The organism is Methanosarcina subterranea (assembly GCF_055385895.1).
This window is the reverse complement of sequence record NZ_AP042426.1, coordinates 1,589,695-1,616,186: the sequence shown is the minus strand read 5'-3', so window position 1 is coordinate 1,616,186 and position 26,492 is coordinate 1,589,695. Positions and strand designations below refer to the sequence as shown.

Genomic DNA, 26,492 nt, shown 5'->3' with positions numbered 1-26,492 from the left:
CGGTGGTATTTCTACGTGCCCAGGTAGCTCAGTGGGAGAGCGCTGCCCTGAAGAGGCAGTTGTCCCCGGTTCGAATCCGGGTCTGGGCATCATAGAAACACAGCACATCAGTAGTGTAGCGGTCATCACCGGGCGTTGCCAACGCTCGAACCCGGGTTCGAATCCCGGCTGGTGTATAGCTTTTTTAGTATCCTTATTTCAAGCAATTCTTTGTTATAAGGAGTAAAAACAATAAGTATCAGAGAGGGCTCGTGGTCTAGACGGTTATGACGTCGCCTTGACATGGCGGAGGTCCTGAGTTCGAATCTCAGCGGGCCCACTTAAATCAACAATCTGGCAGTTAATTAAAGTTAATAATATTACTGTCACATCTACCTGCCCAGGTAGCTCAGTGGGAGAGCGCTGCCCTGAAGAGGCAGTTGTCCCCGGTTCGAATCCGGGTCTGGGCACCATAGAAACACAGCACATCAGTAGTGTAGCGGTCATCACCGGGCGTTGCCAACGCTCGAACCCGGGTTCGAATCCCGGCTGGTGTATAACTGGTTTTGCTGATCGGTTTTCATTAATATTACTGGGACTCTTTCGGGCATTTTCTACTTATTACTTAACTTTTTTCTTAATTTGAGTGCCTTTTGTCAGAATTATCTCTTCAGACCCTTAACTATTATTAAAAAGGGACACGCATACTAAAGAACGAAGTTCGAAGTGCCGGCTTTTCATAATACAATTAGTTTCTGATCAAATATTCTCAAAATAGATTTTAAAATAGTAACTCCTGAGCTTATTACGTCAATGTTTCGAACGGGATCAGTTACAATGTTAACAACTAATTAAATTCAGAAACAAAAGTACACTGCAGTTCTAACAGCTGAAAATGTGAGAATGTTAACCCAGGGATTGTTAACCACAAAGTTAATTAAAATAGAAAATCATTATAATTATTGGATATACATCTCGAAAAGACAAAAGAGTCTGCTTGAAGAGATTATACCCACTTTGTTGCAAACCTGAAAAATCGTAAGGAGATTTTGAACATGACAGGAAAGTTCCAGAAAAGAAATGCAGAAAGGAAAGGCATCAGAAAAGAATATGAACTGGAGCAGAAGTTAATAAAGGAAATTGTAGACGAAATTCAGGTAAGCGGCGGTGGATCAATAGAGTGAAGGTACACATAACAATTCAAGCTGGAGAGATTTCCGAGCAGACCGTAGAAATAGCTGAAACCGCTACCTACGAAGACCTGCTTGATACGCTGGACATAAATCAGGAAACAGTACTTGTATTAAACGGAGGGAATGCTGTTCCTCTTGACGGGGCAATAAGTTCCGATAGACTTACAATCCTTAAAGTTGTGACAGGTGGCTGACCTGCCCTTAAAGGGCAGGATCCCTTCTTTATTACAAACTTCTTTTTCCCCCTTTTTTAGATAGATTTCAAGGTTACTTTTGTTTAACTATTCTTCAATAATAAGGCTCTTCTTAGCCATGCTAAAAATTCGGAGGCAGTGTGCTTAATTTAGCATGAAAGTACATGAGGATATCTTCCTCACATGCTCTCTTCATCCTCTTTTCGCGTTATTGCAAATATTTCACTAATTATTTTTATTCGTTCATCAACTGAGAATATCTCGGTCTCAACAATCTTTCTCTTTTGAATTTCCCTTTTTTTATATCCAGTTTCATCTTCGTACATCTCATCATTCGTAATAAGATGCCATATTATCGTTGCAATTTTCCTTGCCAAGGCAATAATTGCCTTTGCATGTCCAATTGACTTCTTTTTCCTGTTAAAAAACTCTTTTAACTTACTGTTATTCTTTCTTGCCGCTGCTTGAGCAATCTGCGTCAGAATCCATCTTGCTCTCTTTGATCCTCTCTTTGTGATTCTTCCGTTGTGGTATTTATCTGCAGATTGATACACATTAGGAACCAGACCAAGCCAAGAAGCAAGCTTATCTCCAGAAGAAAAATCCTTGAAATTGCCTATTTCAGCAAGTAGAATTGCCGCACCAAGTTCTCCTATACCTGGAACTGACATTAAAATCTCCATTTCTCGCTTATGATTTCTATAAGCATAATTGAAAATTTCTTTTTCTAAAGCTTCGATCTCATCATCAAGACTTTTTATGAGTTTTAGACAGATCTGAAGTCTGAATGCAGCACTTTGAGAGATTTCTCGCTCAAGAATTTCTCTGATTTGATCACTTTTTTTACGAACATTTGGAGAAAGACTTGCGATAATCTGGTCAACAGTCTTACCTGAAGAGATTCCTGATAAGATCATTCTGCCATTCTTGCCGAAAATGTCTGTCAGCACATTCTTCAGGTTTAACATTTCAGATGCAAGAATTGAGTGAGCTTTATTTTTTAGATCTGTTCTTTTTTGTACAAGTGTTAACCGAAGTCGAACATATGATCTAAAATCTCTATGATCCTTTGGAAAAACTCTTGATGGCTGAATCATATTATTAAGTGCAAGTTGTGCAATGACTTCTGAATCAATCTTATCTGTTTTTTTATGTGTAAATACCTTCATATCTCGCGCATTTCCAACTATCACCGGTAGATGCTTTATCAAAGAATCATGGACAGGAACCCAAAAGTCACTTGTTGATTCACATGCAACAACATTACATTTTTCTGATATTACCCAATTTTTAAGGGCTAAAATTCCCTCATCATCTCTGTCGAAACGCTGCTGTTGTTTTTCACCAGATCTACTGAGAATTGTAGCAATGAAAAAGAGTTTGTGAATGTCTAAACCACAAGCTTTGTTTATGACTTCAATCATCAAATAATATCACCCAATTTATTTGGGCAGTGGAATTGCCTCAAAGGCCAATTTAGCATCCGTGATCAAAGTCACACTTGAGCCTTCGATGGCAATTCACTGATTAGTTTTCTGACGGTTTTGAAAAACCAAAATTAGGACAACCTTACTGCCCAAAGTAATAAGGAATTCAATAGCCAAAAAAGTGGGGTAAAGTACTTTCATTTAGTTGTGCATGTTATTCAAAGAATATCATGTGCGTTTTCTGTAAAATTTACTCTCTACCCCTTACTCTTCTTTTTTGATTACTGTTCCATTACTATATACTTGTTTCCTGTGATCCAGTCTTCATTTATATCAATTAGTATTGAGACTACCAGTCTCAATACTGAGTCTTGGTTAGGAAATGCTCCAACTACCTTGCTTCTTCTTTTGAGTTCCTTGTTGGTCCTCTCCATCATATTTGTTGTCCTTATTTTTTTCCAGTGTTTTTCTGGAAACTGCATATAGTTCATTACATCATACTGAAAACTTTCAAGGGTATCAGCTGCGCCTTCATACCCCATACTATCCAGTTCCATAATCAGGTCATTCAACTTCTGACGGTCTACTAATGCTTCTTTTATCTTCTCAGCCACTTCTTTCTGCTTCTTTTTTGGCACTTTCTTGAGAACTTGTCTTGCCAGATGTACATGGCACATCTGCCAACTTGATCCAATAAAGGATTCTCTTACTGCTTTCTGTATTCCTTTATGGCCATCAGAAATAATTAACTTGACACCTCTTAACCCTCTTTTTTTCAGATCATCGAATAGATCTTCCCAGAACATAGAGGCTTCACTGTCTGCTAATCTTGTTCCAAGAATTTCACGGTAACCGTCATCCCTGATCCCAGCAACTACAAAGAGAGCTTTGTTTTCGTAATGAAGCCCATCTCTTACCTTGAAATAAGTCGCATCGATAAGCAAGTAAGGGATTTCATGTTCTATTGGCTTTGAGAGAAATTCTTCAACCTTCTCATCCAGTTCTTTTGTAATCCTGGAAACAGAAGAGGCTGAAATTTCTCCTACTCCTAATGCAGTCATGACCTTTTTCACCCTTCGGGTGGAAACTCCTTGAAGGTAAGATTCAGCTACAGCGGTTAAGATGGCCTTTTCAACTCTTGAATATTTCTCAAAAACCTGAGTTTCAAAGGGAAACTCACGGAATTGAGGCTTTAATAATTCGAGTTTCCCATGCTTGGTCAGGAGAGTTCGGGGTTTGTAGCCATTTCTACTAGCTTTACGTGAATCTGTCCTCTCATAACGTTGTGCACCAGCTTGGAGGAGGGCTTCCTCCTCCATTACAAGGTTTAAAAACCAGGTAATTAGCTGGCGAATTCCATCTTCCTGATCGACAAGATAATCTTTTATGAGTGGGAATAAATTAACCATTGACTCTGCATCCTCTTTTTTTTGTGGTGAAAGGAAAAGGATACAGAGTCAATCATATTTTACAGAACTTTCGGTACACTGCCAATTCGGACTTTTCTATAAATTACTTACTAAGTGGCCGAAACTTAAAAAACCCTGAAAAAAGATTGAGGGAAAATAAAAAGCCCGGACAATAAAAAAGGCCTGCGAAAAGAAGGAAAAAGAACAGAATAACAAAAGAAAGGAAAAGAGCCTGAAATAGATAAAATCAGATGAGTAAAACATAGAAGGATTTGATTTCCATAATGGTGAGTTCCAGGGAGAACTGTCAGCCATTATGGAGCTAACCCTTTTTTGAGATCCTTTACTTCGAGGGAGTAAGAGGCACCTTTTTGCTCATAACCTTCAGTTTTTTAATTGCTGAGATCGTTGCCTGAGATTCTTTGTAGATTTTATCTTCATAGTAGCTTATGATCTCATCAACAGGGGCTGCGAGGGAATAAATCTTTATCGGGCGCCCTTTACCGGGTTTCTTTTCCGAACGTACATTGACCCAGGACTGATTCCTCATAAGTCTCATTGCAAGACTGACTTCGGGCTGTCTCAGTCCGGTACTTATTTCAATTTCACGGGATGAAGCTTCGTCGACATTCATAAGATATGCCATAGTTGTGGCAACATTCCTTGACATCCCGAGGTTCCGTAACGTTTCAATAAAAATGTGGTCATTTTCGTCCAGCACTTTTACTTCATAGTCTTTCATTATAACCCCTTCATATTCCAATTTTTTATAATTTAGTCTGCCAGCTAAAGAATATAATGGCAATTATTATTCAGACCTTAAAAGGCAGCTTTCATAATCACCTGTTAAAGCTGACTCCAACTTCCAAAGTTTTACACCATATATATATTTATATGGTAACCTATCCCGTTTTAAAACTTTGAATTAAATAAAAAGCGTTTTTTCACAATCTAGCGGATTGTTTGCGTTTTAAGTCCAACAACCGGTTATTAAAAACAAATAAGTATATTTTCATAACCGACTACTAGAGAACCGTTTTATGAAATTGATGGGAAGAGACGTATCAGTTCAGTAATTAAACCTGTATACGTATATAATTAGAAGGTTATTCATCTCCAACAATTAATAATGTACTCATACTATTTAAAGTTGTATATATTAAAAGGGAATTGAAAAACTTTCAACCACACCTGACATTAGTAAATGTAAAAAAATAATCAAACATAAGAGGCATAATAATCCCATGATCCGGATAAAAACCTGAAGGCATCACAACAAAATTATTATAATTGTACTGATCAAAAAAATTAAAGGAAGATACCCGGACAATAAAACGTCAAAGATAATTTAGAAATGTTTATATTCCCATTTCAGCGCAGTTCAAAGAATTATCTCGCAAAATCGGAGAAATCTGCAGCCTCGTCCTGACCTCCAGGAGATTTCTCCGGAAAGCACTCAATCAGGGCAAAAATGAGAAAAAATAGAAGATCTGAAGAAAAAAATTAAAAGATGATAAAAATGATAAAGCTGGAATGAAATAAAAATTCATGGGCTCTTTTTTCCCAGCTTATTTATCAGAACCTTTCTTATTCGCGGAACTTACTCTACATTAATTATCCACTCGCTGCGGATTAATTTCTACTTGCTGCTTATCAACTATCTGCTTACTCTATATCAAGTGGCTTTTAGCTAATTTTATCCTTAATAGATTTTAATTGCTGATTTAAGCCACTGATTTAGATTACTCATTTAGATTACTCATTTAGATTACTCATTTAGCTTACTAATTTTAGCTAAACTACCCTCACTGAAAATTACTTTTCGTCCAAAATTACTCCTCACTAAAGTACCTCCTGGCAAGGAGGATCGTGCTTGAACCTGTAAGGATAAGCAGGAAGGAAGCAATTATCATTCCTTCTGTTGTGAAGTCCTGCCAGGAATGTACAGATACCCACAGCCCGCTTCTTGTGACAAAGGTCGAGAAAATGACCAGGACAAAAGAAACAAGTGCGAGCATAGGAAGCATGAAACCATACTCTCCTTGGCGGAACCTGAACTTTGCATGCAGGTAAGCAGTTGCCGTAAGCCAGGGAATCAGGGAAGAGGTTTCTACAGGGTCCCAGGTCCAGTACCAGGCACCCCAGCCAAGAACTTCGTATGCCCAGAAGGCTCCGAACCCTATCCCAAGTGTAAGAAAGAGCCAGGAAACTCGCATCCAGCCTGTTGCCAGTTCGGACCACCTGCTGTCCTTAAGGACAAGGCCTGCAATTGCAGCAGCGAAAGGAAGGGTAAAGGCCGCATAGCCCAGGAACAGAAGAGGGGGATGGATAGCCATCCAGAGGTTTCTGAGCAGAGGGTTCATGCCCTGCCCGTAAGAAACAACGAAAGGTTCCGCAAAAAGATTCCAGTTTGTGACTTCAGGTATTCCTGCACCTGCGAGATAATACATTGAGAAAGGGTTTTTTAACGCCAGTAGCAGCAAGAATACAGAAGCTACAAAGAGTGAAACCGATCTGATAAGGGCAAAGAGATCTGTGTCCCTGAGCACTCTTCCTGCACCTGTGAAGCGTGTAACTGCAAGCATTATAAAGATAAAAGCTGTCCAGATTAAAAATGACCCTTCCTGCCCTGCCCAGAGCGCCGAAAGTCTGTAGTGCCAGGCAAGGTCAGAGCTGGAGTGCTGAAAAACATAACTGAATTGCGTATCCACTCCGAACAGGTGATAGGCAAGCAGGAGGATCGCGACTATCAGTGACGACCCTCCTATAAGTTCCAGCTTTTCAGAAAGGGCTATAAATTTCCTGTCCTGCCTTAAGAAGTAAAGCAGGGAAGTAAAAAAAGCAAGCAGCCCTGAAGCTCCAGCTATCCAGATGAGCCCCATTCCAGTATTCATACAATCACCATCTGCACACCCGTCTCATACATTTTTTTTACTAACACATTTCTTTGTGTTTCCATTTTTGTTTTCATTTACCTGAGAACCTCTTTGAGAAGAACGATTTCCGGAAAGGTCATTTCCCTGGGCACCTTTTTCCCCTGCAAGAGAATCCGAAAGGAAGAGAATCAGGACTCCCAGAACCATCAGATAAAACCCACCCCAGAGAGAGGTCATGAAAGGTACCTTCCGGATATAAAGTTCCACAGTCTGAGCTTGTGTATCTACGGATTTTGGAGCGATAAAAAGTTCTTCCAGAAGTCCTCTGTGAATGTAGGTCTCGGTGTAGGACTGCTGCCATTTGAAGTCACTTATATATTTTATCTTTCCGCTGTCAAAAGGCTGGCCCCACCTGTACACATCAAAATCGATTGTGCTTATGTAAGCAGAACCCGAATAACCTCCATAAGGTTCTCCTTCGATTCCGGATGTTATGTTGGTAATATGGACGCTGTAACCCATGGACTTGAAAGTACTCACTTCCCCCATAGGAACCACAGCAGAATCCTCAAGGCTCATATTGGTGCTGAAAACAATCCCGATAAGGAGCAGGACCGCTCCAAGGTGGATAATATGAGAACCTGTCCTCCGTAGAGTTCCTTTCAGTGTCTTTTCTTTCGAAGAAAGCAGCCTGTAAATAACCGCAAAAAAGGCTGCTGCAAGGAGCGGAAACGAGATATTAACAGGCATACTTGAAAACGGGGAAAAAGCAACCGAAAGTGCGGAACCTGCAATACCTAACCCCAGCACCAGAAGACCTTCTTTTTTCCCTGCGCTCCCGATCGGAAGACACAGAGTCAGCAACATTACAAGGGCAAGAGTAGGCAGAGCTGCACGCAGATTAAAATAGGCAGCATCAAGCAGGATTTCTTCTCCTGTACTGACTCTAACGATGAAAGGGGTTAAAAGTCCCATCGTTATCAGAGCGGCAAGCAGCACCAGCACTGAAACTGTGGCAAGCATGGTGTTGCGGACTGTGAGAACATTGCTTAGCTTTCTCATAAAAAACCTTGAAAATGTGAATAAAAAATATAACTTAATAAAATAAATACAATTAAATAGGGATAATATTTACTTAAGCCCATTATTTAAACGTACCTGAAAAAGTTGAAGGATTCTTGAAGAGGGCAGCGAGAGATCAATTATCCTATCTTCTGCTCTATCTTTGATGGCAAGAGATAGAGAAAGATAAAAAGGATGAAGTTATGGAAGGGAGTTAATTTCTGCCCCAGGAAAAAAGGAATACCGGATAGAGAGATGATACCACGATCGAGCTGATAATCAAAGCATTCTGGCTAATGATTCCTGCATACTTGCCCAATCCCTTCGCCGCTGTTTTCGGAGGTGGAAAACCAATCGACGGGGGCAGGACTTACAAAGACGGGAGAAGGATTCTCGGAGACGGGAAAACCTACAGAGGGCTCTTTTCAGGCATCTTCTGCGGGTTTCTTGCCGGATGTATTGAAATCTGGCTGGGTTCGAAAGGGTTTGAGATTATGGGGATTGAAATGCCCACATTTGGCCCGGATTACGCAAGCGCTTTGATAGTTGTGCTCGCCCTTGCTTCCGGCGCTCTGTTCGGGGATATGTTCAAGAGCTTTTTCAAGCGCAGAATGGGCCTGAAAAGGGGAGCGTCCCTGCCTCTTGTAGACCAGCTTGACTTTGTTGTTGGAGCCTGGGTATTCACATACCTTGCAGCCCCTGAATGGTTCGTGAGTAATTTCACTACAGGAATTATGCTTACAGTCCTTATAATGACGCCTTTGCTCCATCTTACGACAAATATAATCGGATATATTATAGGTGTAAAGAAAGAACCCTGGTGAAAACCCTGTGGAGAATTCATGAAGACCCTGTAAGAAGGAAAAATTCAATAAAAAGATGAGAAAACCTTGCATAACTGCTGAAGAAAAAGTACAGAAAAAAATAAATTACAGGAAAAACCTTAGAAAACGTTTATAGCGCTAATAAGGCTGCAATAACGGTGAGAGAATGAGCAAATCAAACCCAGAAACAGGAAATGGATTCGAAACACAGAAACAGGAACTGATCGCAGCCCTCAAAGCTTGCGGAGCTGTCCGCTACGGGGACTTTACACTCGCTTCGGGAAAGAAAAGCAAGTATTATATCGACATCAAGAGAGCCAGTACCGACCCGAAAACCCTGAAAATTATTGCCAGGCAGGCAGCCCTCAGGATAAAAGAAATGGATGTGGATACAGTTGCAGGTGTAGAGCTTGGAGGTGTCCCCCTGGCAACCGCTGTTTCCCTGGAAACTGAACTTCCCCTGCTGATAGTAAGGAAAACTATCAAGGACTATGGCACAAAAAGCAGATTTGTAGGAGACCTGAAGCCTGAAGACAGGCTAGTAATGCTCGAAGATGTAACAACCAGCGGAGGCTCGGTTAGAGATGCAATTGAGGTGGTCAGGGAGACCGGAGCCCATGTCAAATACGTAATTACAGTGGTGGACAGAGAAGAAGGGGCCAGGGAAAAACTGAAGGGAGCAAATGCTGAACTTGTGCCTCTGGTAAGTGCAAGCGACCTGCTAAAGTAGAGTAGGTGCTCCGGCACTTTCCCAAGCCTCATTCGGCTGCACAGGCATGTCAGCTAGAAAAAAACAACTCTGAACTTATGTATTTTAAGGGAATCTGGATGTTATAGAGAGGTACCCCATTTTGCACAAGAGGTGCTTCCCCTGACCTCAAAAATCGCTTTTTATTCACAGGGATATAAATGCCCTGCCAGCTTGCCTGGCTGCCCTTCCCGGAAAAAAGCTTAGAAAATTTAAAAAGAATATGGTGGAGCATTATTTCAAATTTTAGTACAACTCAAAATTCACCTTCAAATCCTTTAATAGCTGCAGGAAGGCAATCAAGAACTACCGCAAAACCGGAATGATGAAGATTTAAGACCACAGCGCCTACAACTTCTTCGCGAGTTGCGCCTTCGGTTTTTGCCATCACTGCATGCATCTGCACACCTCTCGGATTTCTATTCGCGGTCTGGATAGCAATGTTGATTAGCTGTTTTGATTTAGCATCCAGTCCTTTTAAAGCCTTTTGAGCTTCAATAAGGTCATTAAAACGTGCTGCAACTTCAGGACATTCATTCAGGAATATTTCGTATGGATTTTGGTTCATAGATTTCATCTCTTAAAGGACTTTATTAGGCTAAATTTATTTAAAGTATAACTGGTCAGAATTTTATTTTGGTAAAAAGTATTAAAATAACTTTTTAAAGGAGAATGGAAGGCGAAACTCATAAAAGAAATTAAAACTAACTGGATTTTTATATAAATTAGAAGCTTAACAATGAGAAGATATTTATCGGAAGAAATAGAGAATTAGGGAATCCTTTATTGTGTTGTTGATTAAAAATATTGATTATAAAGATAAAAATATTTTTAAAATAGAAAGAAAGGTTTTGCGAACTCCATAATCCATCACCTTTTCTTCATTATATTCCCTCATTGAGTATCAAGAACAAATTTCACGTTAAAAACAAGTTTTTTTGAACAAGGAGAATGAAAATGAAGATTTTGCTTATCGGCGGCGGCGGAAGGGAACACGCAATTGCCGAAGGAATTAAGAAAAGCAAGCATAACCCGGTCCTTTATGCGTTAATGGCAAAGAAAAACCCAGGAATTGCGGCACTCTGTGAGGATTTCCTGCTCGAAAAGGAAACCGAGGTTGCAAAAATTGTTGAGTATGCGAAAGCCAGGAACATTGAGATGGCTTTTGTGGGCCCTGAAGCTCCGCTTGCAGCAGGAGTTGCAGATGCCCTCTGGGAAGCCGGGGTCCCTGTTGTAGGCCCTAAAAAAGCCTGTGCGGTTATTGAGTTTGATAAGGCATGGGCAAGGAATTTCATGAAGAAATATGGGATCGAAGGCTGCCCTGCCTATGAAGTTTTTACAGAAGAAGCTCCTGCTCATGCTTTTATTGAAAAGCTGGGCGATGTTGCAGTCAAGCCCTCAGGGCTTACAGGCGGCAAAGGGGTAAAAGTTATGGGTGACCAGCTCCCTGACCTCAAAGCTGCCATGGAATATACAAGTGAACTCCTGGAAAAGGGGCCTGTAGTTATTGAGGAGCGTTTCATAGGAGAAGAATTTACCCTCCAGGCTTTTGTGGATGGAAAAAACCTTGCCTTTTTCCCTGCAGTGCAGGACCATAAGAGGGCTTATGAAGGTGATCTCGGACCAAATACAGGCGGGATGGGCTCATACACTGATGCAGGAGAAATCCTACCTTTCATGCTTTCGGAAGATATCGAGAAGGCAAAAAAGATTATGCAGCATACAGTAACAGCCCTGTACGAGGAAACAGGAGCAGGATACCAGGGCGTCCTTTACGGGCAGTTTATCCTTACAACGAGCGGGCCCAAAGTCGTGGAGTTCAATGCCAGATTCGGAGATCCCGAAGCCATGAATGTTATCCCCCTTATAGAGACTGATTTTGTAGAAATTATGTCTGCTGTGGTAAAAGGGACCCTCGGAAACCTGCCTGTAAAGTTCAGCAGGAAAGCGACAGTCTGCAAGTATGCAGTCCCGGCAGGCTACCCGGATAATCCTGAAAAAGACAGCGAAGTAATTGTAGGGAATATAGGAGAAGCTTCAGTCTATTATGCAAGCGTGTATGAAAAAGAAGGGAAAATTTACACCACCGGCTCCCGTGCCGTTGCTGTCGTAGGGTGTGCAGAAACAATAGAGGCTGCAGAAAAAATCGCCCAGAATGCCCTTGAAAATATTCAGGGTAAACTCTTCTTCCGGAAAGACATAGGCACTGCCGATCTTATCCAGAAAAGAATTGACCATATGAAAGGACTTAGAGGCTGACCGTTTGAAAAACTATGCATTAGTACCGTGTGTAGATAAGTACTATGCAGTAAATATAAAGTTTAAATTCAGCCAGTAAGAAGTCGGGGTTTGAGACGATGAAGAGAGATGTACTTTCTATAACTGACCTGTCCCGGGAGGAGATATACGAACTCCTTGAATCGGCCGCGGACCTGAAGAAAAAACGTAAGGCAGGAGAACCTACCGAATACCTGAAGCACAAAAGCCTTGGAATGATTTTTGAAAAATCCTCTACAAGGACAAGGGTATCCTTTGAAGTCGCAATGACAGATTTCGGAGGGCATGCTCTCTACCTTAATTCTAGGGACATCCAGGTAGGAAGAGGCGAAACCATTGAAGACACAGCCAGAACCCTTTCCGGTTACCTGCATGGAATCATGGCCAGGGTTATGAGTCACGAGACAGTAAAAAAGCTTGCCGAATATTCGACTATACCCGTGATCAATGCCTTATCAGACCGGGAACACCCCTGCCAGATCCTTGGCGATTTCATGACTATCATGGAATACAAGCAGAGATTTGAAGGCCTGAAATTCGCCTGGATAGGCGATGGAAACAACGTCTGCAACTCCGCCCTGCTAGGCTCGGCAATTATGGGAATGGAGTTCGTGATTGCCTGTCCTAAAGGCTATGAGCCCAAAGCCGAATTCCTTGAACAGGCAAAAGCTCTCGGAGGCAAATTTACCATCACGGACGACCCAAGAGATGCTGCAAAAGACGCAGACATTATATATACGGATGTCTGGGTCTCCATGGGCGACGAAGCAGAGCAGGAAAAGCGCCTGAGAACCTTTACTTCTTTCCAGGTCAATACCGAACTCCTTGGAGTCGCAAAGCCGGACGTAATAGTAATGCATTGCCTGCCCGCCCGAAGAGGCCTTGAGATTACGGACGAAGTCATAGACGGCCCGAACTCCGTAGTCTTTGAAGAGGCAGAAAACCGCCTGCATGCCCAGAAAGCCCTTATCCTGAAATTGATGAAATAAAAAATTTCATCAATTTTCCATACTTATTTCTGGAATTTTCAAATTCCCGAATGGTTGCAGAATAAACTCCAATATAAGCGATTTAACTCGGGAAAAATAAATATATTATCAATTTAAAGAGCTTTTTCATCCTCCGAGAGGGCTTTCAAGGAAAAAGTTTAAGAACAAAGAGCGCCACTATGTGCTGCTGCAACATAAGCCATATCGTGCGAGGGTTGCCCAGCCAGGTCAAAGAATTTGCGAGAGTTGCCCAGCCAGGTCAAAGGCGCTGGATTCAGAGTCCAGTCTTGTAGGAGTTCGTGCGTTCGAATCGCACCTCTCGCACTCGTTTTTAATTAACTCTTATTTGTGCTTAAAATTATCTAATTTTATATGCATTTCATCTTATCCGAGAAGTATTGTGAGTTACGATATCTGCCACTGTCAACATGCAAAACTAGAATTGAACTCGACATTATGGATCGATTGCAATTTTTACAATTGCAATTATTGACTTTTCGGATAGGCTCTGACGACACACCTATTTTCGTAATTTGAGGAGTGCTTTTTTTACTTAGAAGGCTATAATTACATATTTTGTTTCATAGTGACTTTATAAATTTAAGTATTTTATACTGCATTTATCAATCCTTATCAAGATGTGAAATCAAGAGGAAAAACTCCAGATTTTACCATCGCTTATAGTTCAAAACCTAAGCATAGGATATATACGTAAACCTGGTGGCTACTAGCGATCGTCTAGTGTATGCTAAAGGCATTATAAAATTCGGTTTCAGGCATGAAAGGATGCGAAAATATGGTCGAAAAGGTAGCTAAAATCAAGGAAAAAATCGGGAGATCAAAAGAAGAGCAGCTGCATACTTCAGAAGAAAACCCTGTAATTAACCCCCGTGCTATGGACACAGACTCGAACAAATCCTTAACATCGGACTTTCCCATTGTGGGGATCGGTGCATCAGCTGGCGGGCTGGCTGCGTTCGAAAATTTCTTTTCAGCTATTTCCGACGACACCAATCCTGGCGTGGCCTTTGTCGTAGTTCAGCATCTGGATCCAATCCACAAAAGCATGCTCACTGACCTGATTGGGCGATATACACATATACCGGTTTATGAAGTAAAAGACGGAATGGTTGTCCAGCCGAATTGCATCTATGTAATTCCACCTAACTACGACATGATTCTTGAGTATGGAACGCTACAGATGCAGGAACGGACCGAGCCACGTGGCCTTCACCTGCCGATTAATTTGTTCTTCAGATCTCTGGCTTTGAATAAGGAATAACAAATATATAATTTAAAGTATTTTTATTGTCATATAATATTGATTAAAATCTGTTAGAAATGACAAGGAATTTACTTTAATGCTGCACACAAAATATTCTGAAAAAATTGAAAAACAGATGAAAGCGTTTTATAACACTTTAAATGAGAAAGATCGAAGAAGATATGCAGCCATAGAAGCAATGAAATTAGGACATGGGGGACAAAACTACATAAGTAGTGTTCTAGGCTGTCATTTTCAAACTGTTATGGCTGGAATTAATGAAATCACTAATGGTATAGAAAAACCAGGTAACAGGATTCGAAAGTCTGGCGGAGGAAAAAAGAAAATCATCGATACATTTGAAAATATTGATGAAGTTTTCTTTGACATTCTAAAACATCATACGGCTGGAAGCCCTACGGATAAAGAAATAAAATGGACGAATCTGAGTCTCAAGGGCATTTCAAAGGCTTTTGAAGCAAAAGGCATGAACATAAGTCCACATGTAGTAAAGCAGCTCTTAAAGAAACATGGTTTTGTAAAGAGAAAAATGCAAAAATCTGTCACTATGAAAGACTGTAAAGGCAGAAATGAGCAGTTTGAGAAGATTAACAAGCTCAAAGAAGAGTACGTAAAAAGCGAGAATCCGATAATCAGTATAGACGTAAAAAAAGAAGTCATCGGTAATTTCTACCGTGACGGTAAAATCTACTGTACCCAGACAGTAAAGGTATATGACCACGATTTCAATACATTTTCAGATGGTTTTGTAATTCCACATGGTATTTATGACCTGAAACGTAACGAAGGATACATCACTTTAGGAACCAGTAAAGATACAAGTGAGTTTTGTTGTGACTGCATTAAATACTGGTGGGAAAAATACGGTAAGGAAAACTATCCTAAGGCAAATAGCATTTTAACCTTAGCAGATGGTGGTGGAAGCAACTCAAGCAGGCATTATATTTTCAAGGAAGATCTGCAAAAGCTGGTAAATGAAATTGGGATTGAAATCAGAATGGCTCACTATCCACCATATACTTCGAAATACAATCCAATAGAACACAGGTTATTCTGTCATGTTACAAGTGCCTGCAAAGGTACTGTTTTCAGCACTATTGATGTTGTTAAAAGCCTTGTTGATAGGACGTATACATGCACAGGATTGAATGTGTTTTCAACCATCAAAAATAAAGTTTATGCTACGGGAAGAAAAGTAAGTGAAAACTTTAAGGAAAAAATGAAAATTGTCTTTGATGATTATTTGGGAAAATGGAATTATACAGCTATTCCAGAAGTTAAAACTTGAAGTTATTTTTCAATCATTCCTAAGCAAGAGCTAAGCATCGGCATTATACTCTCGGGTACCGGCGAAGACGGAACACTGGGGGCTCGTGCGATCAAGGATGCAGGTGGCATGGTGATGGTACAGAGCCCCGAATCCAGCGAGTACGACGGTATGCCACGCAGCGCTATAGCTACAGGTCTGGCAGACCATATCCTACCGCCGGCTGAGATGCCAGCCCAGCTCATTGCCTATGTAAATCAATTGTTTGGCAAAAAACCTCATGTTGTTCCCGAAGATGCGATGAAAAGTATATTAAATATTATAAGCGCCAGAACTGGTCGCGACTTTTCCGACTACAAGCAGAATACCATCAACCGACGTATTGAGCGGCGTATGGCCATCACCAATGTCAATAGTTTGGACGATTATGTGCTTTATTTACAGCAAAAACCTGCTGAGGTGGATGCGCTCTTTCAAGATCTCCTAATCGGAGTCACCAGTTTTTTCCGTAATCATACGGCTTTCGAGGCACTCAAGGAAAAAGTCATCCCGAATCTCTTTAACGGCAGACACCAGGAGTCAACGATAAGGATCTGGGTTCCCGGCTGCTCCACAGGTGAGGAGGCTTATTCAATTGCCATCCTGCTAAAAGAACAGACGCAAATGTTGAAGAAAAATTTCAAGGTACAAATCTTCGCAACCGATATCGACAGCCGGGCTATCATAAAGGCTCGCAGTGGCGTCTATCCTCCCACCATCTCCATCGATATCTCACCGGAAAGGCTGAAGCTCTTCTTTACCCAGGATTCAAACGGAAATTACATAATCCAGAAAAAGATCCGTGATATGATAATTTTTTCCGAGCACGACATTATCAGAGACCCCCCATTCTCCAAACTTGCCCTGCTCAGTTGTCGAAACTTGTTGATCTATATGGAAAGGAAATTGCAGAAAAAGCTCATCCCCCTCTTCCACTACGCTTTGGACAAAGATGGATATCTCTTCCTCGGCCCCTCTGAGACATTGGGAGAATTCGAGAACCTTTTTGAAACGCTGGATCGTAAGTCGAAGCTGTTTCGAAAAAAGGATATTAGTAGTGGGCCCCTTCTCATAGGGGCATTTACCCCACCACGATCGAAAACCGGAGAGACCAAAAAGCCTTTCAGCAAGGCTCCTATCGAAAGCAAACCTCAACTACGTGAGCTGACTGAACAGGCTATGCTGCAACATTACACCTCTGTCGGCGTGCTCGTAGACAAACGTGGAGATATCCTATATATTCATGGTCGTAGCGGCATGTACCTGGAAATAGTTTCTGGTGAGGCTGGCCCGAATAATATCCTGAAGACAGCCCGTGAGGGATTGAAGCAGGAGTTGGCCACGGCCCTGCACATAGCAGTGGTACGTAAAGAGCCGGTATTCCGCTCCGGGCTGCGGGTCAAAACCAATGGTGATTTCACTACAGTCAATCTGGCGTTAAGACCTGTGGTTGTAGGCTCTGACGAAACAGACATGCCAAACCTGTTTTTGGTTATAATTGAGGAAGCGAAGACCTCGGAGCAGAGGCAAAGCTCGAAGGACATCATATTAGGTGCCAGTGAAGGCGCCTGCGAGAAATCAACGGGTGTTGACACACGCATCTTAGAGCTGAAGCAGGAACTGCAGATTAAAGAAGAGCATCTCAAAGCTTCCAATGAAGAACTGGAGACTTCCAATGAAGAACTCAAATCCTCAAACGAAGAGATGCAGTCAGTCAACGAGGAACTGCAATCAACCAACGAGGAACTGGAGACATCCAGGGAGGAACTGCAGTCAGTTAACGAGGAATTGACTACGGTCAATACTGAACTGCAAAATAAGGTAGCAGATCTTTCTCAGGCCGTTGATGATATGAATAACCTTCTGGCCGGCACTGGTATAGGCACTATTTTTGTGGACCATCAAATGCACATCCTGCGCTTCACTCCTCAAGTGACACAGGTGATCAATCTGATCCCGACAGATGTGGGACGGCCTGTTGGGCACATAGTCTCGAACCTGCTGGGTTATGACCGCCTGGTAGAGGACATAAAGGAGGTGCTAGACACTCTGGCGCCCAAAGATATTGAAGTCCAGACCAAGAAAAGCGTGTGGTACCTGCTGCGCATCCGACCCTATCGCACCATTGAAAACGTTATCAGGGGGGCTGTGATTACTTTCACTGATATTAACGAGATAAAACGGGCAGAGGATATTATGAAAGAAGCTAAGGCTATTCGCCGTCTGGCTGCAGTGGTGCACGATGCGAGAGATGCTATAATAATGCAAGATCTGGAGGGCCACATAACTGCCTGGAATAAGGGGGCTGAAAGGATATACGGCTGGAGTGAAGCCGAGGCACTCACGATGAACATTAGTAGCCTTATCCCGGAGAGCAAAAAAGAAAAAGAGTTGGCCACGCTGAAGAAGCTTAACAACGCTGCGGTCCTGGAACCTTACCGCACCCAGCGGCTCGCCAAGGACGGCCGGATCGTGGAAGTGTGGCTGACTGCCACCTCATTGGTGAATGAAGCTGGTGAGGTGTATGCCATTGCAACAACTGAGCTGGAGATCAACTCAGGAAACAAGAAGAAGGAAGGCCATGACTAAAATCAAATTGAGGGCGGCCACCCCACCCTAAACAGGCTGTCCGACAATTACCTTCAGTAATAGAAAAACTCCTTCTTTTTTGATTTAAAGGATTTATTTGCTTTCTTTTTAGCACTTTTTTATTACTATCAATAATTGTCGGACAACCTCTTAAGGACGGGGTATTCGTGACCCTCCGCGCTCCCCTTGTAATAAATGACTTCTCGGATGGTGGCTTACTGTACAAAAGGGCTGAGGATGCAGAGAATTTAATGTAAAATCTATTCATGTACATTGAATACTCAAGAATTTCTTTGGTCAAAGAATATCTGTTGTATGTACCTTATCCAACTTGGCAGTATCGCAAATTTGCTGTAAATTCCAAGAAAATGGCTATATTTTTCTGATTTGTAGTTACACAGGTTTTTACATGAAACCTATGCATCAGGAAAAAATGATAGATCCTACTTTTTGTAGTGACAAAAGGAAAACAGAGTCGTTCAAATTTACAGAACTTTCTGTACACTGCCCAGATAACAGCTTGAGTCCTAGCTTTATTAAAGTAATTGTTTGGAGGCTGGAACTGATCTCAGATAATTATATTCTGCAATCGTAAACGTTATAATGAATTCAGTACCATTGTTCCTATTAAGTTCAAGTTCGCCATCTAACTGTTCAACAAGAGAAACTATTAGTTGGAGTCCGAGGCTATCCAGATTTTCAAAATTAAGGTTCTCAGGAATACCTAGTCCATTATCTGAAACGGTTAGAATGAAATTAGCACTCTTATACTCTTCTTTTTTGCTTCCTTCCATGTTGTTTCTACATTCTCCGGCATTTTTACGACAAAGTTTGATACTGATATCTCCTTTATCCCTCTTGGTAAATGCATGCTTGAGAGAATTGGATAAAAGCTCATTGACAATTATTCCTAATGGTACTGCACTATCCATATCAAACAAAAGGTTCTTCTCCAAATCCATCTTTAAGCTGATATCGGTATTGTCAAGTCGGTATGTTAAGAACAGACTCTTGCTGAGTTCCTCAATATAAGAAGAAAGGTTAATTGTATCGAGCCTACCACCTTTGTATAGCTCCTCATGTATCAAAGCCATAGATATTACTCTGTTCTGGCTTTCTCTGAAGGCTTCCAGAACTTCTGAATCATTAATACCCTTTCTACCTCTAAACTGTTCAGCCTGAAGGTCAAGCAATGAAGAAATAACCTGCAGGTTATTCTTAATTCTATGATGAATTTCCTGTTTGCGGGAAATATTGATTTTTGCCAGAGTAACTTCTGTTTCCTTCTGTGTAGTAATGTCCTTCAGTACTCCGACAGTCCTGTAAATATGACCTTCATGGTCTTTAAGGCAGATACCTCCATTTTCAACATTAATGAAAGTCCCGTCTTTTTTCCTCATCTTAAATTCTTCTTTAAATTCAGTATCTTCCTTATCACAGCAACTTCCATCTAATCGATTCATATCAGTTTGGATGATATTCAAAATCCAAACATCTTTGCCAAGCGTCTGGAACTCCCCAAAACTATATCCTGTAACTCCCTCTATAGCACCTGCCCAGATGCACTTATCTGTTCTCAAATCGTAATCATATATTATCTGCCTTGTATGTTCCATCGCAAGATTGTATATTTCCTCTGTCTTCCTCAATTTTCCCTCAATTTTCTGAAGTTTTTCTTCTGTTTCTTTACTTTTGGTTGTATCTCTAGCGATAATTAGGATATAGATTAGATTTTCAGAGGCATCAATAAGCGGCGAAAGAGTAAGTGAGGCATTTATCATTTTCCTGTCATTTCTTAACTGTAGAGTTTCATAATGATGGAATCCATCTCCTTGTTTAATCAGTTCAGTTAATTCTTGCATTTCTCCAGCCGAAGTGGGCGACTCTAGTATGGATATTGGTTTTCCCAATACTTCTTTATCCGAATAGCCATAAATTTGCTTTGCACCTTTATTCCAGCTGGTAATAAGCCCATCAATGGACGTGGTTATAAAGGCATCTTCTGATGATTCCAAAATACTCGCTAGTATCTTAGTCTGAATTTCTGTATCTGTAGGCTTTGGATTTTCGATTTTTTTCATTTCCCCTTCCCTATAGTCAAAGCAAATTAGTGGTTAAGGTTAATTAATAATTTTATAAAAGATATAATTGTATGGGCTATCTAATATTTTCCATTCGGAAGAATGAAGCTTAGTTATCGATATTGGTAAATTAAATAGCAAATTCTGTACCTTTGTCTTTTCTAAGTCCGATACAGCCATCTAACTGTTCTACAAGAGTAGTTACAAGCCGGAGTTCAAGAGGATCAACATTCTGAAGTTCATTTGCTCTTTCATTTATCCCCTTAGGTTCCCTCTCTTAGGTAACAAACTGCCTAGCCTTCGATGATAATCAAATAAATTAATATTTTAATTCATACCATCTTTATTGTATTTGTTATATGAAACGTTACTGAGTTTAATAAAGTTAGTTGTTAACGTTAGGATGACAACTATAATGCTATGTCCCTGTATATTTTCAGTTTCCAATTCCTGTAATTTGTGCAGTATTTCCCAATGCTTCCATCCATAAGTCACAGAGAAACACTTTTCAATGAATATTTGTTAATACAAACATTATCAGTAAGCCATCTATTATGAGACGTTTTAAGGCTATTCCACGATACGCCTGATTATTTAGTTCCTCCCCAGCTTAAAAACCCAATCGGGAGCTTGAAAAGCTCCACGTTTTATTTTAAGTCCCAATATTTTTTGAGTAGAAAAATCAATGAGTTATTAGAAAACAAAAGAGCATGGATAAGCTAAATATATCTATATTGTTTTCAGAGTCCAGTCTTGTAGGAGTTCGTGCGTTCGAATCGCACCTCTCGCACTAAATTCTTAATTAATTCCTATTTTTACTCAAATTTTACCATTTTACATTTGTTTTGAGCCGTGGCTAGATCCCGGTCAAAGGCTTGAACTTAAGGTCCGTTAACAAAAGTATTCGTGGGTAAATAAACACTCATAAATCAACTAATTGATGTGGCGCTGATACCTGATTATTCTTTTCCGTTACAGTAAATCTAATAACGAATTCTGTCCCATTATTCCTTTTTAGTTCAAACTCCCCATCTAATTGGTCCACAAGGGAAATTATTAGCTGAAATCCAAGACTATCGAGATCTTCAATATCAAGGTTTTCAGGAATGCCTATTCCGTTGTCCGAGACAGATATAACAAAAATTTTACTCTTGCAGCCTTCGCTCTTGTATTCTCCGTTTTTCTCTCTATGCAGTTTGATTCGGATTTCTCCTTTCTTTCTGTCAGGAAATGCATGTTTGAGAGAATTGGTGACAAGTTCATTGACGATTATGCCTAGTGGAACTGAAGTGTCCATATCGAAAAAAAGATTTTCTTCAAGATCCATATTTAAGCTGATATCGGCAGCTCTAAGCCTATATGTAAGGAAAAGATTATCAGCAAGTTCTTTGATATAAGGCGAAAAGTCGAGTGTATCGAGCTCACCACCTTTGTAGAGTTCTTCGTGAATAAGAGCCATTGATATTACTCTATCCTGACTTTCCCTGAAGGCTTCCAGAACTTCTATATCCTTAATATCCTTTCTACATTTGAACTTCTCAGCCTGAAGATCCAGCAGGGAGGAGATTACCTGAAGGTTGTTTTTTATCCGGTGGTGAATCTCTTGCTTGCGGGCAATTTCAATTTTTGCCAGAGCTTCTTCAGCTTCTTTTCTTTGGGTTATATCTCTGACAATAAACGAGATAGCAGTCAGCTTTCCATAAATATCAAAGACCGGAGAAAGAACTATTGAAACATATATTATCTTACCATCCTTTCTTAACCGCAAAGTCTCATATTGGTGGACTTTTTCTCCCCGTATAACCATTTCAGTTAATTTTCTTGTTTCGTCATGTAAAAGGGGTGGAGCCAGGATGGATACACTCTTTCCAAGAACCTCTTCCACTGAATAACCATAAATCTGCTCTGCCCCTCTATTCCAGCTTGTAATAATGCCGTCAAGAGATAGTTCCAATGGCATCGCTTGATGATTCCACAATATTCGCTAAGTTCTGAATTTCCTCTTCTGCTTTTTTATGTTCAGTAATATCCTGAACCGTTCCTTTCATCCTAACAGGATCATTTCTCTCATCGAAAATAACTTCTCTTTCTGAATGGACTATACGCTCTTCTCCGTCAGGTCGAACTATTCTATAATTAGTCGCATAGGTATTTCCGTCAAAAGCTTCCTTAGTGGAGTTATACACATAGTCCCTATCGTCTGGATGTACGTAATTTAAAAATTTATCGTAAGTTATAGATTCTTGAGGGTTATGCCCAAAAATACGATACATTTCCTCAGACCAGTGTAATTCACCATTTACACCGGAGTTTATAAGATCTCATAAAAATCGTGGTGCAGCTATGGATATTATGTAGGTCTAACAAGAAATTAATTAAGTTCCAAACTTGTTTCGTTCAATTTTGGCGTCGCCACATATTGAACTAGCCCACCGATTGATACTTATATGATTTTCACCATATTATACTAAAGAAACCATAATAGGGCGTCTTGTTACAGAGATCCTGTGTTAGACCCCATATAGTGGGAAATTAACTATTTTTGTGCCACACCGATTTATTTAATTGGTTCTATATTTGTCGGTTTTATATTAAAATGCTTGGAATTGTTACCCAACATAATTAATTTTTTGTTAGACCCTATGTAGATCATGTCGCTTGATGTGGCTTTATACTATAAAGTATAAACTCCGGTTACAAGATCATTATCCCAGTTTCCAATATGAGCCATTTTTTGAGCATCAGCAAGACCTTTTTCACTTTCTTTCAATGAGTCATAAGCGTTCTCAAGATCAGCTGTGCGCTCTTTAACTTTTTCTTCTAAAGTTTCACGTGCTTTTTTAAGGGCTTCTTCTGCCTGCTTGTGCTCAGTAATATCGATTTGCACGCCGTTCCAGATTGTTCGGCCATCGGGTAGCTGGCGCGGACGGGAGCGCATTCGCATCCAGCGCATTTGGCCATCGGGGAGCTGCATAGGCGTTTCCATATCGAAATCAGACAATTCTCTGGCACTGCGTGCCTCGGCTTCGAAGATCCGTTCTAAATACTCCGACGGAACTTGCCTGTACAATGTGTCGGGATCACGCAGGACGTCTTGGACCTTGACGCCGTTGAGTCGCTCGATGCCTGTGCTGAAGTACAGGAACCTGACACTGCCGTCGGGCTCATAGACATACTGATAGACTGCACTATCCGGTAAATTATCGCCCAAGAGGCGCAGCCGTTCCTCGCTTTCACGAAGTTCTTTTTCCACTCGTTTGCGCTCTGTGATGTCGCTGGCGGCACCAAACCATTCAATGATTTCGCCATTTGCATCCAGCATCGGAACCGCACGCGAGAAAATCCATCCCACGCTGCCATCCGCTAGCCGGACCCGATGTTCCATTTGGTAAATGCTCTTCGTCCGGATAGCTTCATTGATAACAGCCATCACGTGCTGTTGATCTTCCAGAGGAACATATTCCTGAAGCCATTTACGGCTTGGGCTTTCCGTATTTGCAAGGAAACCTCGACCATAGAGATGGCGCATCTCGCTCCAGTCTGAACTCACGCGATATACCACTTCCGAACTGGCCGTGACAAGAGCGCGAAATCGCTCCTCGCTCTTCCGAAGTGCTTCTTTGGCTTTAGCCCGTTCAATAAGTGGGAAGATTCTATTGGAAAGTTCCTGAAACAGTTCTATTTCGTCCTGTAACCAGTCACGCGAGCGCATGTCTGTTACTGAGAGGAAAGCCTTCCACTTGCCTTTTACGTGAAAAGGTACAATCATTACTGAACCGATATCGAATGAGGTGTAAGCCCTGGCATTAGTTCGCGGGTCCGTCTGCGTGTTACGAATGACAATGGTCTCTCCGGCGCGGCCAGCTCTGCTAAACTCCTCGGTAAGGTAATTAGATATGAGGAAAGTTTGGTGCATCAAGCTGGGAACGCCCATATCCTGCCAGCCAAAACTGGCGGTAAACGTACCTTCAGCACCATCTACTTCAAAAAAGTTTACAGTCTTTACTTTCAGGTATTTCCCTACCTTCTCCCCCACCGTCTGCATTATCTCATCTACTGACGAAAGGTGAGCAAAATCCTCGTCGATTTCAGCTAGAAAGACGAGATTCATTTCATGGCGTTTGCGTTCAGTGATATCACGTGCAGCAGCAAAGACTCCAATAATCTCGCCATTTTCATCTCTAAAAACCGAAGCATTGTATAAAACAGGAGTTATATGTCCGTCCCTGTGTCTAATCTCTAGAGGATAATCCCGAACCTCACCAAGTACAAATACCTGCTGGTAGCCTTTACGAGCTTTTTCAGGTTCGGTAAAATAATCTGAAAAATCAGTCTCAGTCAACTCATTTCTGGAATATCCGGTAACCTGTTCTGTAGCATTATTTACGTCGGTAATCTTACCATCACGTCCAATAGTTATCAGAGGATCCAGACTGGCTTCAATCAGACTGCGGTTATAAATATTTGACAACCTGATAGTTTCTTCTGCTCTTTTTCGCTCTGTGATATCTATGAATGCAGAAATGGATCCGCGCAGGTTTCCCTGCTCATCACGCAGGGATCTTGCATTGCCCAATACATGCCGTACCTTGCCGTCAGCAGATACGATGTCCAGTTCGCAGTCATTTATCTCTATACCTGCAGCTGCCATCTGTGAAGGCATTTTTTCAGGCGGGATCTCCACTCCATTCTTGAACAACTTAAAAACTTCTGGTCTCTCCCTTTCAGGAGCGGATTTGGATAGGTTTGTACCCATTGGGACTCTTAGCCATTCATAGGAGAGACGGTTGCCAGCTATTTGAAGTGCCTGGGGATCATGTGTTGTATACACAGCGACAGGTACGGCATCCAGTACTGTTGCCAGTTCATTCGAGCGAGCTCGCTCACGCTTCTCGCTTTCTCGCAGTGCATCTACAACGGGCATCACGCTCAGCCAGTGATTGAGATAGCTTGATAGTGCTGTAGCTTAGTTGTGAGATCATATTAGCAAAGGTCATGAAGAAGGCCATGCTTGTATCCACAGCTTTCCTGCTCAGCCTTGGAACTTTTTCAAGCGCCTTTATATATTCCTCTTCATTGAAGCCGTATTTTCTAGCCTGAGATCGAAAAAGCTCGTAGTTAAGAGGCTCATTATCAAAAAAGAACTGTCCTGAGAAAATATTGCCTATACGCTGTCCTTCCACCATAACCGGAGTCACTACATCCCAGATATTGTTCTTGCACTTGTACAGCTTATATCCACCGGGAGCAACGTCCATAGACAGATTTATATCACATTCTAAGCAATGCTTGAGAGTTTCAGAATTAGTCCTATGGAATTTTTTGCAAATATCCTGCCATCCAACACTTACCAGAATATTACCCTTAAGGTCAAGTAAAGCCATGGGGATATGAGCAAGCGTATAAAAATCATTTATAAGGGACTGGACTGCTTTAACATCAATAATATTGGCAAGTCCCAGGTTCTTCTTTTCTTGAGTTTCACTTTCCTGAAGTTTTCCTTCAAGCTTTTTACGGTTAGTTATGTCAAATACGTAAATGTTTACATATTCCTGTTCGGGCAAGAAGTGAAAAACAAGGAAATATGCTCTTTTGCCCATTTTAATTTCTGTTTTTTCAATAGCTTCCTGGGAGATTGCCCGTTGAACAAAAATTTCTATATGTAGAGGCAGTTTTTCTCCGATTCCCACACCCCAGTCACGTAATAAGGGCTCACCAGCCTTGTTTGAGTAAAGAATGACCCCGTCCTTATCAACGCTAAGCACAGGATTCAAATTTATTGCTTTAGATTGCTTCATTTTCGCGTTCATTCTCCCCTTAGATTTCCCTCTATTATGCAACAGGATGCCTGACATTGATAATCGAAAATTAGTATTTAATTTTCATAATATTATTTTACAAGTCATATAATAAAACACCATTTACGTTTAGTTTTAGCTTCTAATTTAAGATATTTATTCCAAGTCTGTTCATATTGATTCGGTGATTTAATAGACTTTCTTTTTTATATTGGTGCAATGAATTATAGCCTGAATATAATACTTCTAAATCTATAAAATAAACTATTGACATTGTCGCTAACTAATTTTTATTGAGCTTTATTGATTAAATAATAAACGTTGTCAGCGTTCCCTCCAAATTTGAGACTTTAACACGATTCCAAAATTTAACACGATTCCAAAATATGTCTGACATTTTTAGTTCTAGCCTAATACCGGAATTAAGAGCTTAATTAATCAGAAGGCGAATGAAA

At 41.0% G+C, this 26,492-nt stretch carries 17 protein-coding genes, 6 tRNA genes and 2 pseudogenes; 15 read left to right on the top strand and 10 right to left on the bottom strand.

From position 1 onward, the window contains the following. Window positions 1-17 precede the first annotated feature (17 nt). The 7 genes from ACZ5A8_RS07130 to ACZ5A8_RS07100 all read left to right on the top strand — a co-directional run bounded on the left by ACZ5A8_RS07130 (window position 18) and on the right by ACZ5A8_RS07100 (window position 1,366). A tRNA-Phe gene (locus ACZ5A8_RS07130) sits at window positions 18-89 on the top strand. A 15-nt stretch (window positions 90-104) separates the two neighbouring features. Then, window positions 105-176: transfer RNA gene (locus ACZ5A8_RS07125), tRNA-Gly, on the top strand. A 69-nt stretch (window positions 177-245) separates the two neighbouring features. Further along, window positions 246-319 (top strand) — tRNA-Val (locus ACZ5A8_RS07120). A 58-nt stretch (window positions 320-377) separates the two neighbouring features. Next, window positions 378-452, top strand: a tRNA-Phe gene (locus tag ACZ5A8_RS07115). Between the two features lie 12 nt (window positions 453-464). Then, window positions 465-536, top strand: a tRNA-Gly gene (locus tag ACZ5A8_RS07110). 498 nt (window positions 537-1,034) lie between these two features. After that, complete coding sequence (locus ACZ5A8_RS07105) at window positions 1,035-1,163, top strand: hypothetical protein (RefSeq protein WP_255420867.1); 129 nt, start codon at window positions 1,035-1,037, stop codon at window positions 1,161-1,163. Beyond that, window positions 1,160-1,366, top strand: a complete 207-nt coding sequence (locus tag ACZ5A8_RS07100) for a MoaD/ThiS family protein (protein WP_416182822.1) — start codon at window positions 1,160-1,162, stop codon at window positions 1,364-1,366. The genes ACZ5A8_RS07105 and ACZ5A8_RS07100 overlap by 4 nt, the downstream gene beginning before the upstream one ends. 179 nt (window positions 1,367-1,545) lie before the next feature. Here ACZ5A8_RS07100 and ACZ5A8_RS07095 read toward each other — a convergent pair whose 3' ends face one another. From ACZ5A8_RS07095 to ACZ5A8_RS07075, 5 genes and pseudogenes are all read right to left on the bottom strand, one after another. Further along, window positions 1,546-2,790: an IS110 family RNA-guided transposase gene (locus tag ACZ5A8_RS07095; protein ID WP_464530608.1), complete on the bottom strand. Its 1,245-nt coding sequence runs from the start codon at window positions 2,788-2,790 to the stop codon at window positions 1,546-1,548. A gap of 284 nt (window positions 2,791-3,074) precedes the next feature. Beyond that, window positions 3,075-4,254: pseudogene (locus ACZ5A8_RS07090) on the bottom strand (IS256 family transposase). 291 nt (window positions 4,255-4,545) lie between these two features. Further along, window positions 4,546-4,944: a transcriptional regulator protein gene (locus ACZ5A8_RS07085; protein ID WP_048126797.1), complete on the bottom strand. Its 399-nt coding sequence runs from the start codon at window positions 4,942-4,944 to the stop codon at window positions 4,546-4,548. A 1,090-nt stretch (window positions 4,945-6,034) separates the two neighbouring features. Continuing rightward, complete coding sequence (ccsA, locus tag ACZ5A8_RS07080; protein ID WP_464533034.1) at window positions 6,035-7,096, bottom strand: cytochrome c biogenesis protein CcsA; 1,062 nt, start codon at window positions 7,094-7,096, stop codon at window positions 6,035-6,037. 24 nt (window positions 7,097-7,120) lie between these two features. After that, a complete protein-coding gene (locus tag ACZ5A8_RS07075) occupies window positions 7,121-8,140 on the bottom strand; it encodes a cytochrome c-type biogenesis CcmF C-terminal domain-containing protein (protein WP_464533032.1) in 1,020 nt (339 codons plus the stop codon). Between the two features lie 296 nt (window positions 8,141-8,436). On the opposite strand from ACZ5A8_RS07075, the gene ACZ5A8_RS07070 reads away from it, so the two are divergent. Continuing rightward, window positions 8,437-8,964 (top strand): CDP-2,3-bis-(O-geranylgeranyl)-sn-glycerol synthase, encoded by a 528-nt coding sequence (locus tag ACZ5A8_RS07070; RefSeq protein ID WP_464533030.1) that lies wholly within the window; start codon window positions 8,437-8,439, stop codon window positions 8,962-8,964. Window positions 8,965-9,130: 166 nt separating this feature from the next. Continuing rightward, window positions 9,131-9,694, top strand: coding sequence for an orotate phosphoribosyltransferase (pyrE, locus tag ACZ5A8_RS07065; RefSeq protein ID WP_464533028.1), 564 nt, complete (start codon window positions 9,131-9,133; stop codon window positions 9,692-9,694). 274 nt (window positions 9,695-9,968) lie between these two features. Here the strand turns inward: pyrE and ACZ5A8_RS07060 are convergent, their stop codons facing one another. After that, on the bottom strand, window positions 9,969-10,280 hold the full coding sequence (locus tag ACZ5A8_RS07060; protein ID WP_464533027.1) for a carboxymuconolactone decarboxylase family protein: 312 nt from the start codon (window positions 10,278-10,280) through the stop codon (window positions 9,969-9,971). 389 nt (window positions 10,281-10,669) lie between these two features. On the opposite strand from ACZ5A8_RS07060, the gene purD reads away from it, so the two are divergent. The 6 genes from purD (at window position 10,670) to ACZ5A8_RS07030 (ending at window position 18,158) form a co-directional block, all read left to right on the top strand. After that, on the top strand, window positions 10,670-11,971 hold the full coding sequence (gene purD / locus ACZ5A8_RS07055) for a phosphoribosylamine--glycine ligase (RefSeq protein ID WP_464533025.1): 1,302 nt from the start codon (window positions 10,670-10,672) through the stop codon (window positions 11,969-11,971). 98 nt (window positions 11,972-12,069) lie between these two features. Then, the gene (gene argF, locus ACZ5A8_RS07050; protein ID WP_464533024.1) at window positions 12,070-12,978 is read left to right on the top strand and encodes an ornithine carbamoyltransferase; all 909 of its coding nucleotides are present in this window, start codon (window positions 12,070-12,072) and stop codon (window positions 12,976-12,978) included. 239 nt (window positions 12,979-13,217) lie between these two features. After that, window positions 13,218-13,302 (top strand) — tRNA-Leu (locus ACZ5A8_RS07045). Window positions 13,303-13,756: 454 nt separating this feature from the next. Then, window positions 13,757-14,260, top strand: coding sequence for a chemotaxis protein CheB (locus tag ACZ5A8_RS07040; protein ID WP_464533022.1), 504 nt, complete (start codon window positions 13,757-13,759; stop codon window positions 14,258-14,260). Window positions 14,261-14,339: 79 nt separating this feature from the next. Further along, a complete protein-coding gene (locus ACZ5A8_RS07035) occupies window positions 14,340-15,551 on the top strand; it encodes an ISAzo13 family transposase (protein ID WP_464529477.1) in 1,212 nt (403 codons plus the stop codon). Window positions 15,552-15,563: 12 nt separating this feature from the next. Beyond that, complete coding sequence (locus ACZ5A8_RS07030; RefSeq protein WP_464534049.1) at window positions 15,564-18,158, top strand: CheR family methyltransferase; 2,595 nt, start codon at window positions 15,564-15,566, stop codon at window positions 18,156-18,158. Window positions 18,159-18,694: 536 nt separating this feature from the next. On the opposite strand, the gene ACZ5A8_RS07025 is transcribed toward ACZ5A8_RS07030, so the two are convergent. The 4 genes and pseudogenes from ACZ5A8_RS07025 to ACZ5A8_RS07010 form a co-directional block, all read right to left on the bottom strand. Next, window positions 18,695-20,239: a sensor histidine kinase gene (locus tag ACZ5A8_RS07025; RefSeq protein WP_464533021.1), complete on the bottom strand. Its 1,545-nt coding sequence runs from the start codon at window positions 20,237-20,239 to the stop codon at window positions 18,695-18,697. 922 nt (window positions 20,240-21,161) lie between these two features. Beyond that, window positions 21,162-22,542 (bottom strand): annotated as a pseudogene (locus ACZ5A8_RS07020) (PAS domain S-box protein); the annotation flags it as partial. 371 nt (window positions 22,543-22,913) lie between these two features. Then, window positions 22,914-25,163: a PAS domain S-box protein gene (locus tag ACZ5A8_RS07015; RefSeq protein WP_464533019.1), complete on the bottom strand. Its 2,250-nt coding sequence runs from the start codon at window positions 25,161-25,163 to the stop codon at window positions 22,914-22,916. Further along, entirely contained in the window at window positions 25,123-26,037 is a 915-nt protein-coding gene (locus ACZ5A8_RS07010; RefSeq protein ID WP_464533018.1) for a PocR ligand-binding domain-containing protein, read from the bottom strand. Before ACZ5A8_RS07010 ends, ACZ5A8_RS07015 begins: the two co-directional genes overlap by 41 nt. Window positions 26,038-26,492: the final 455 nt, after the last annotated feature.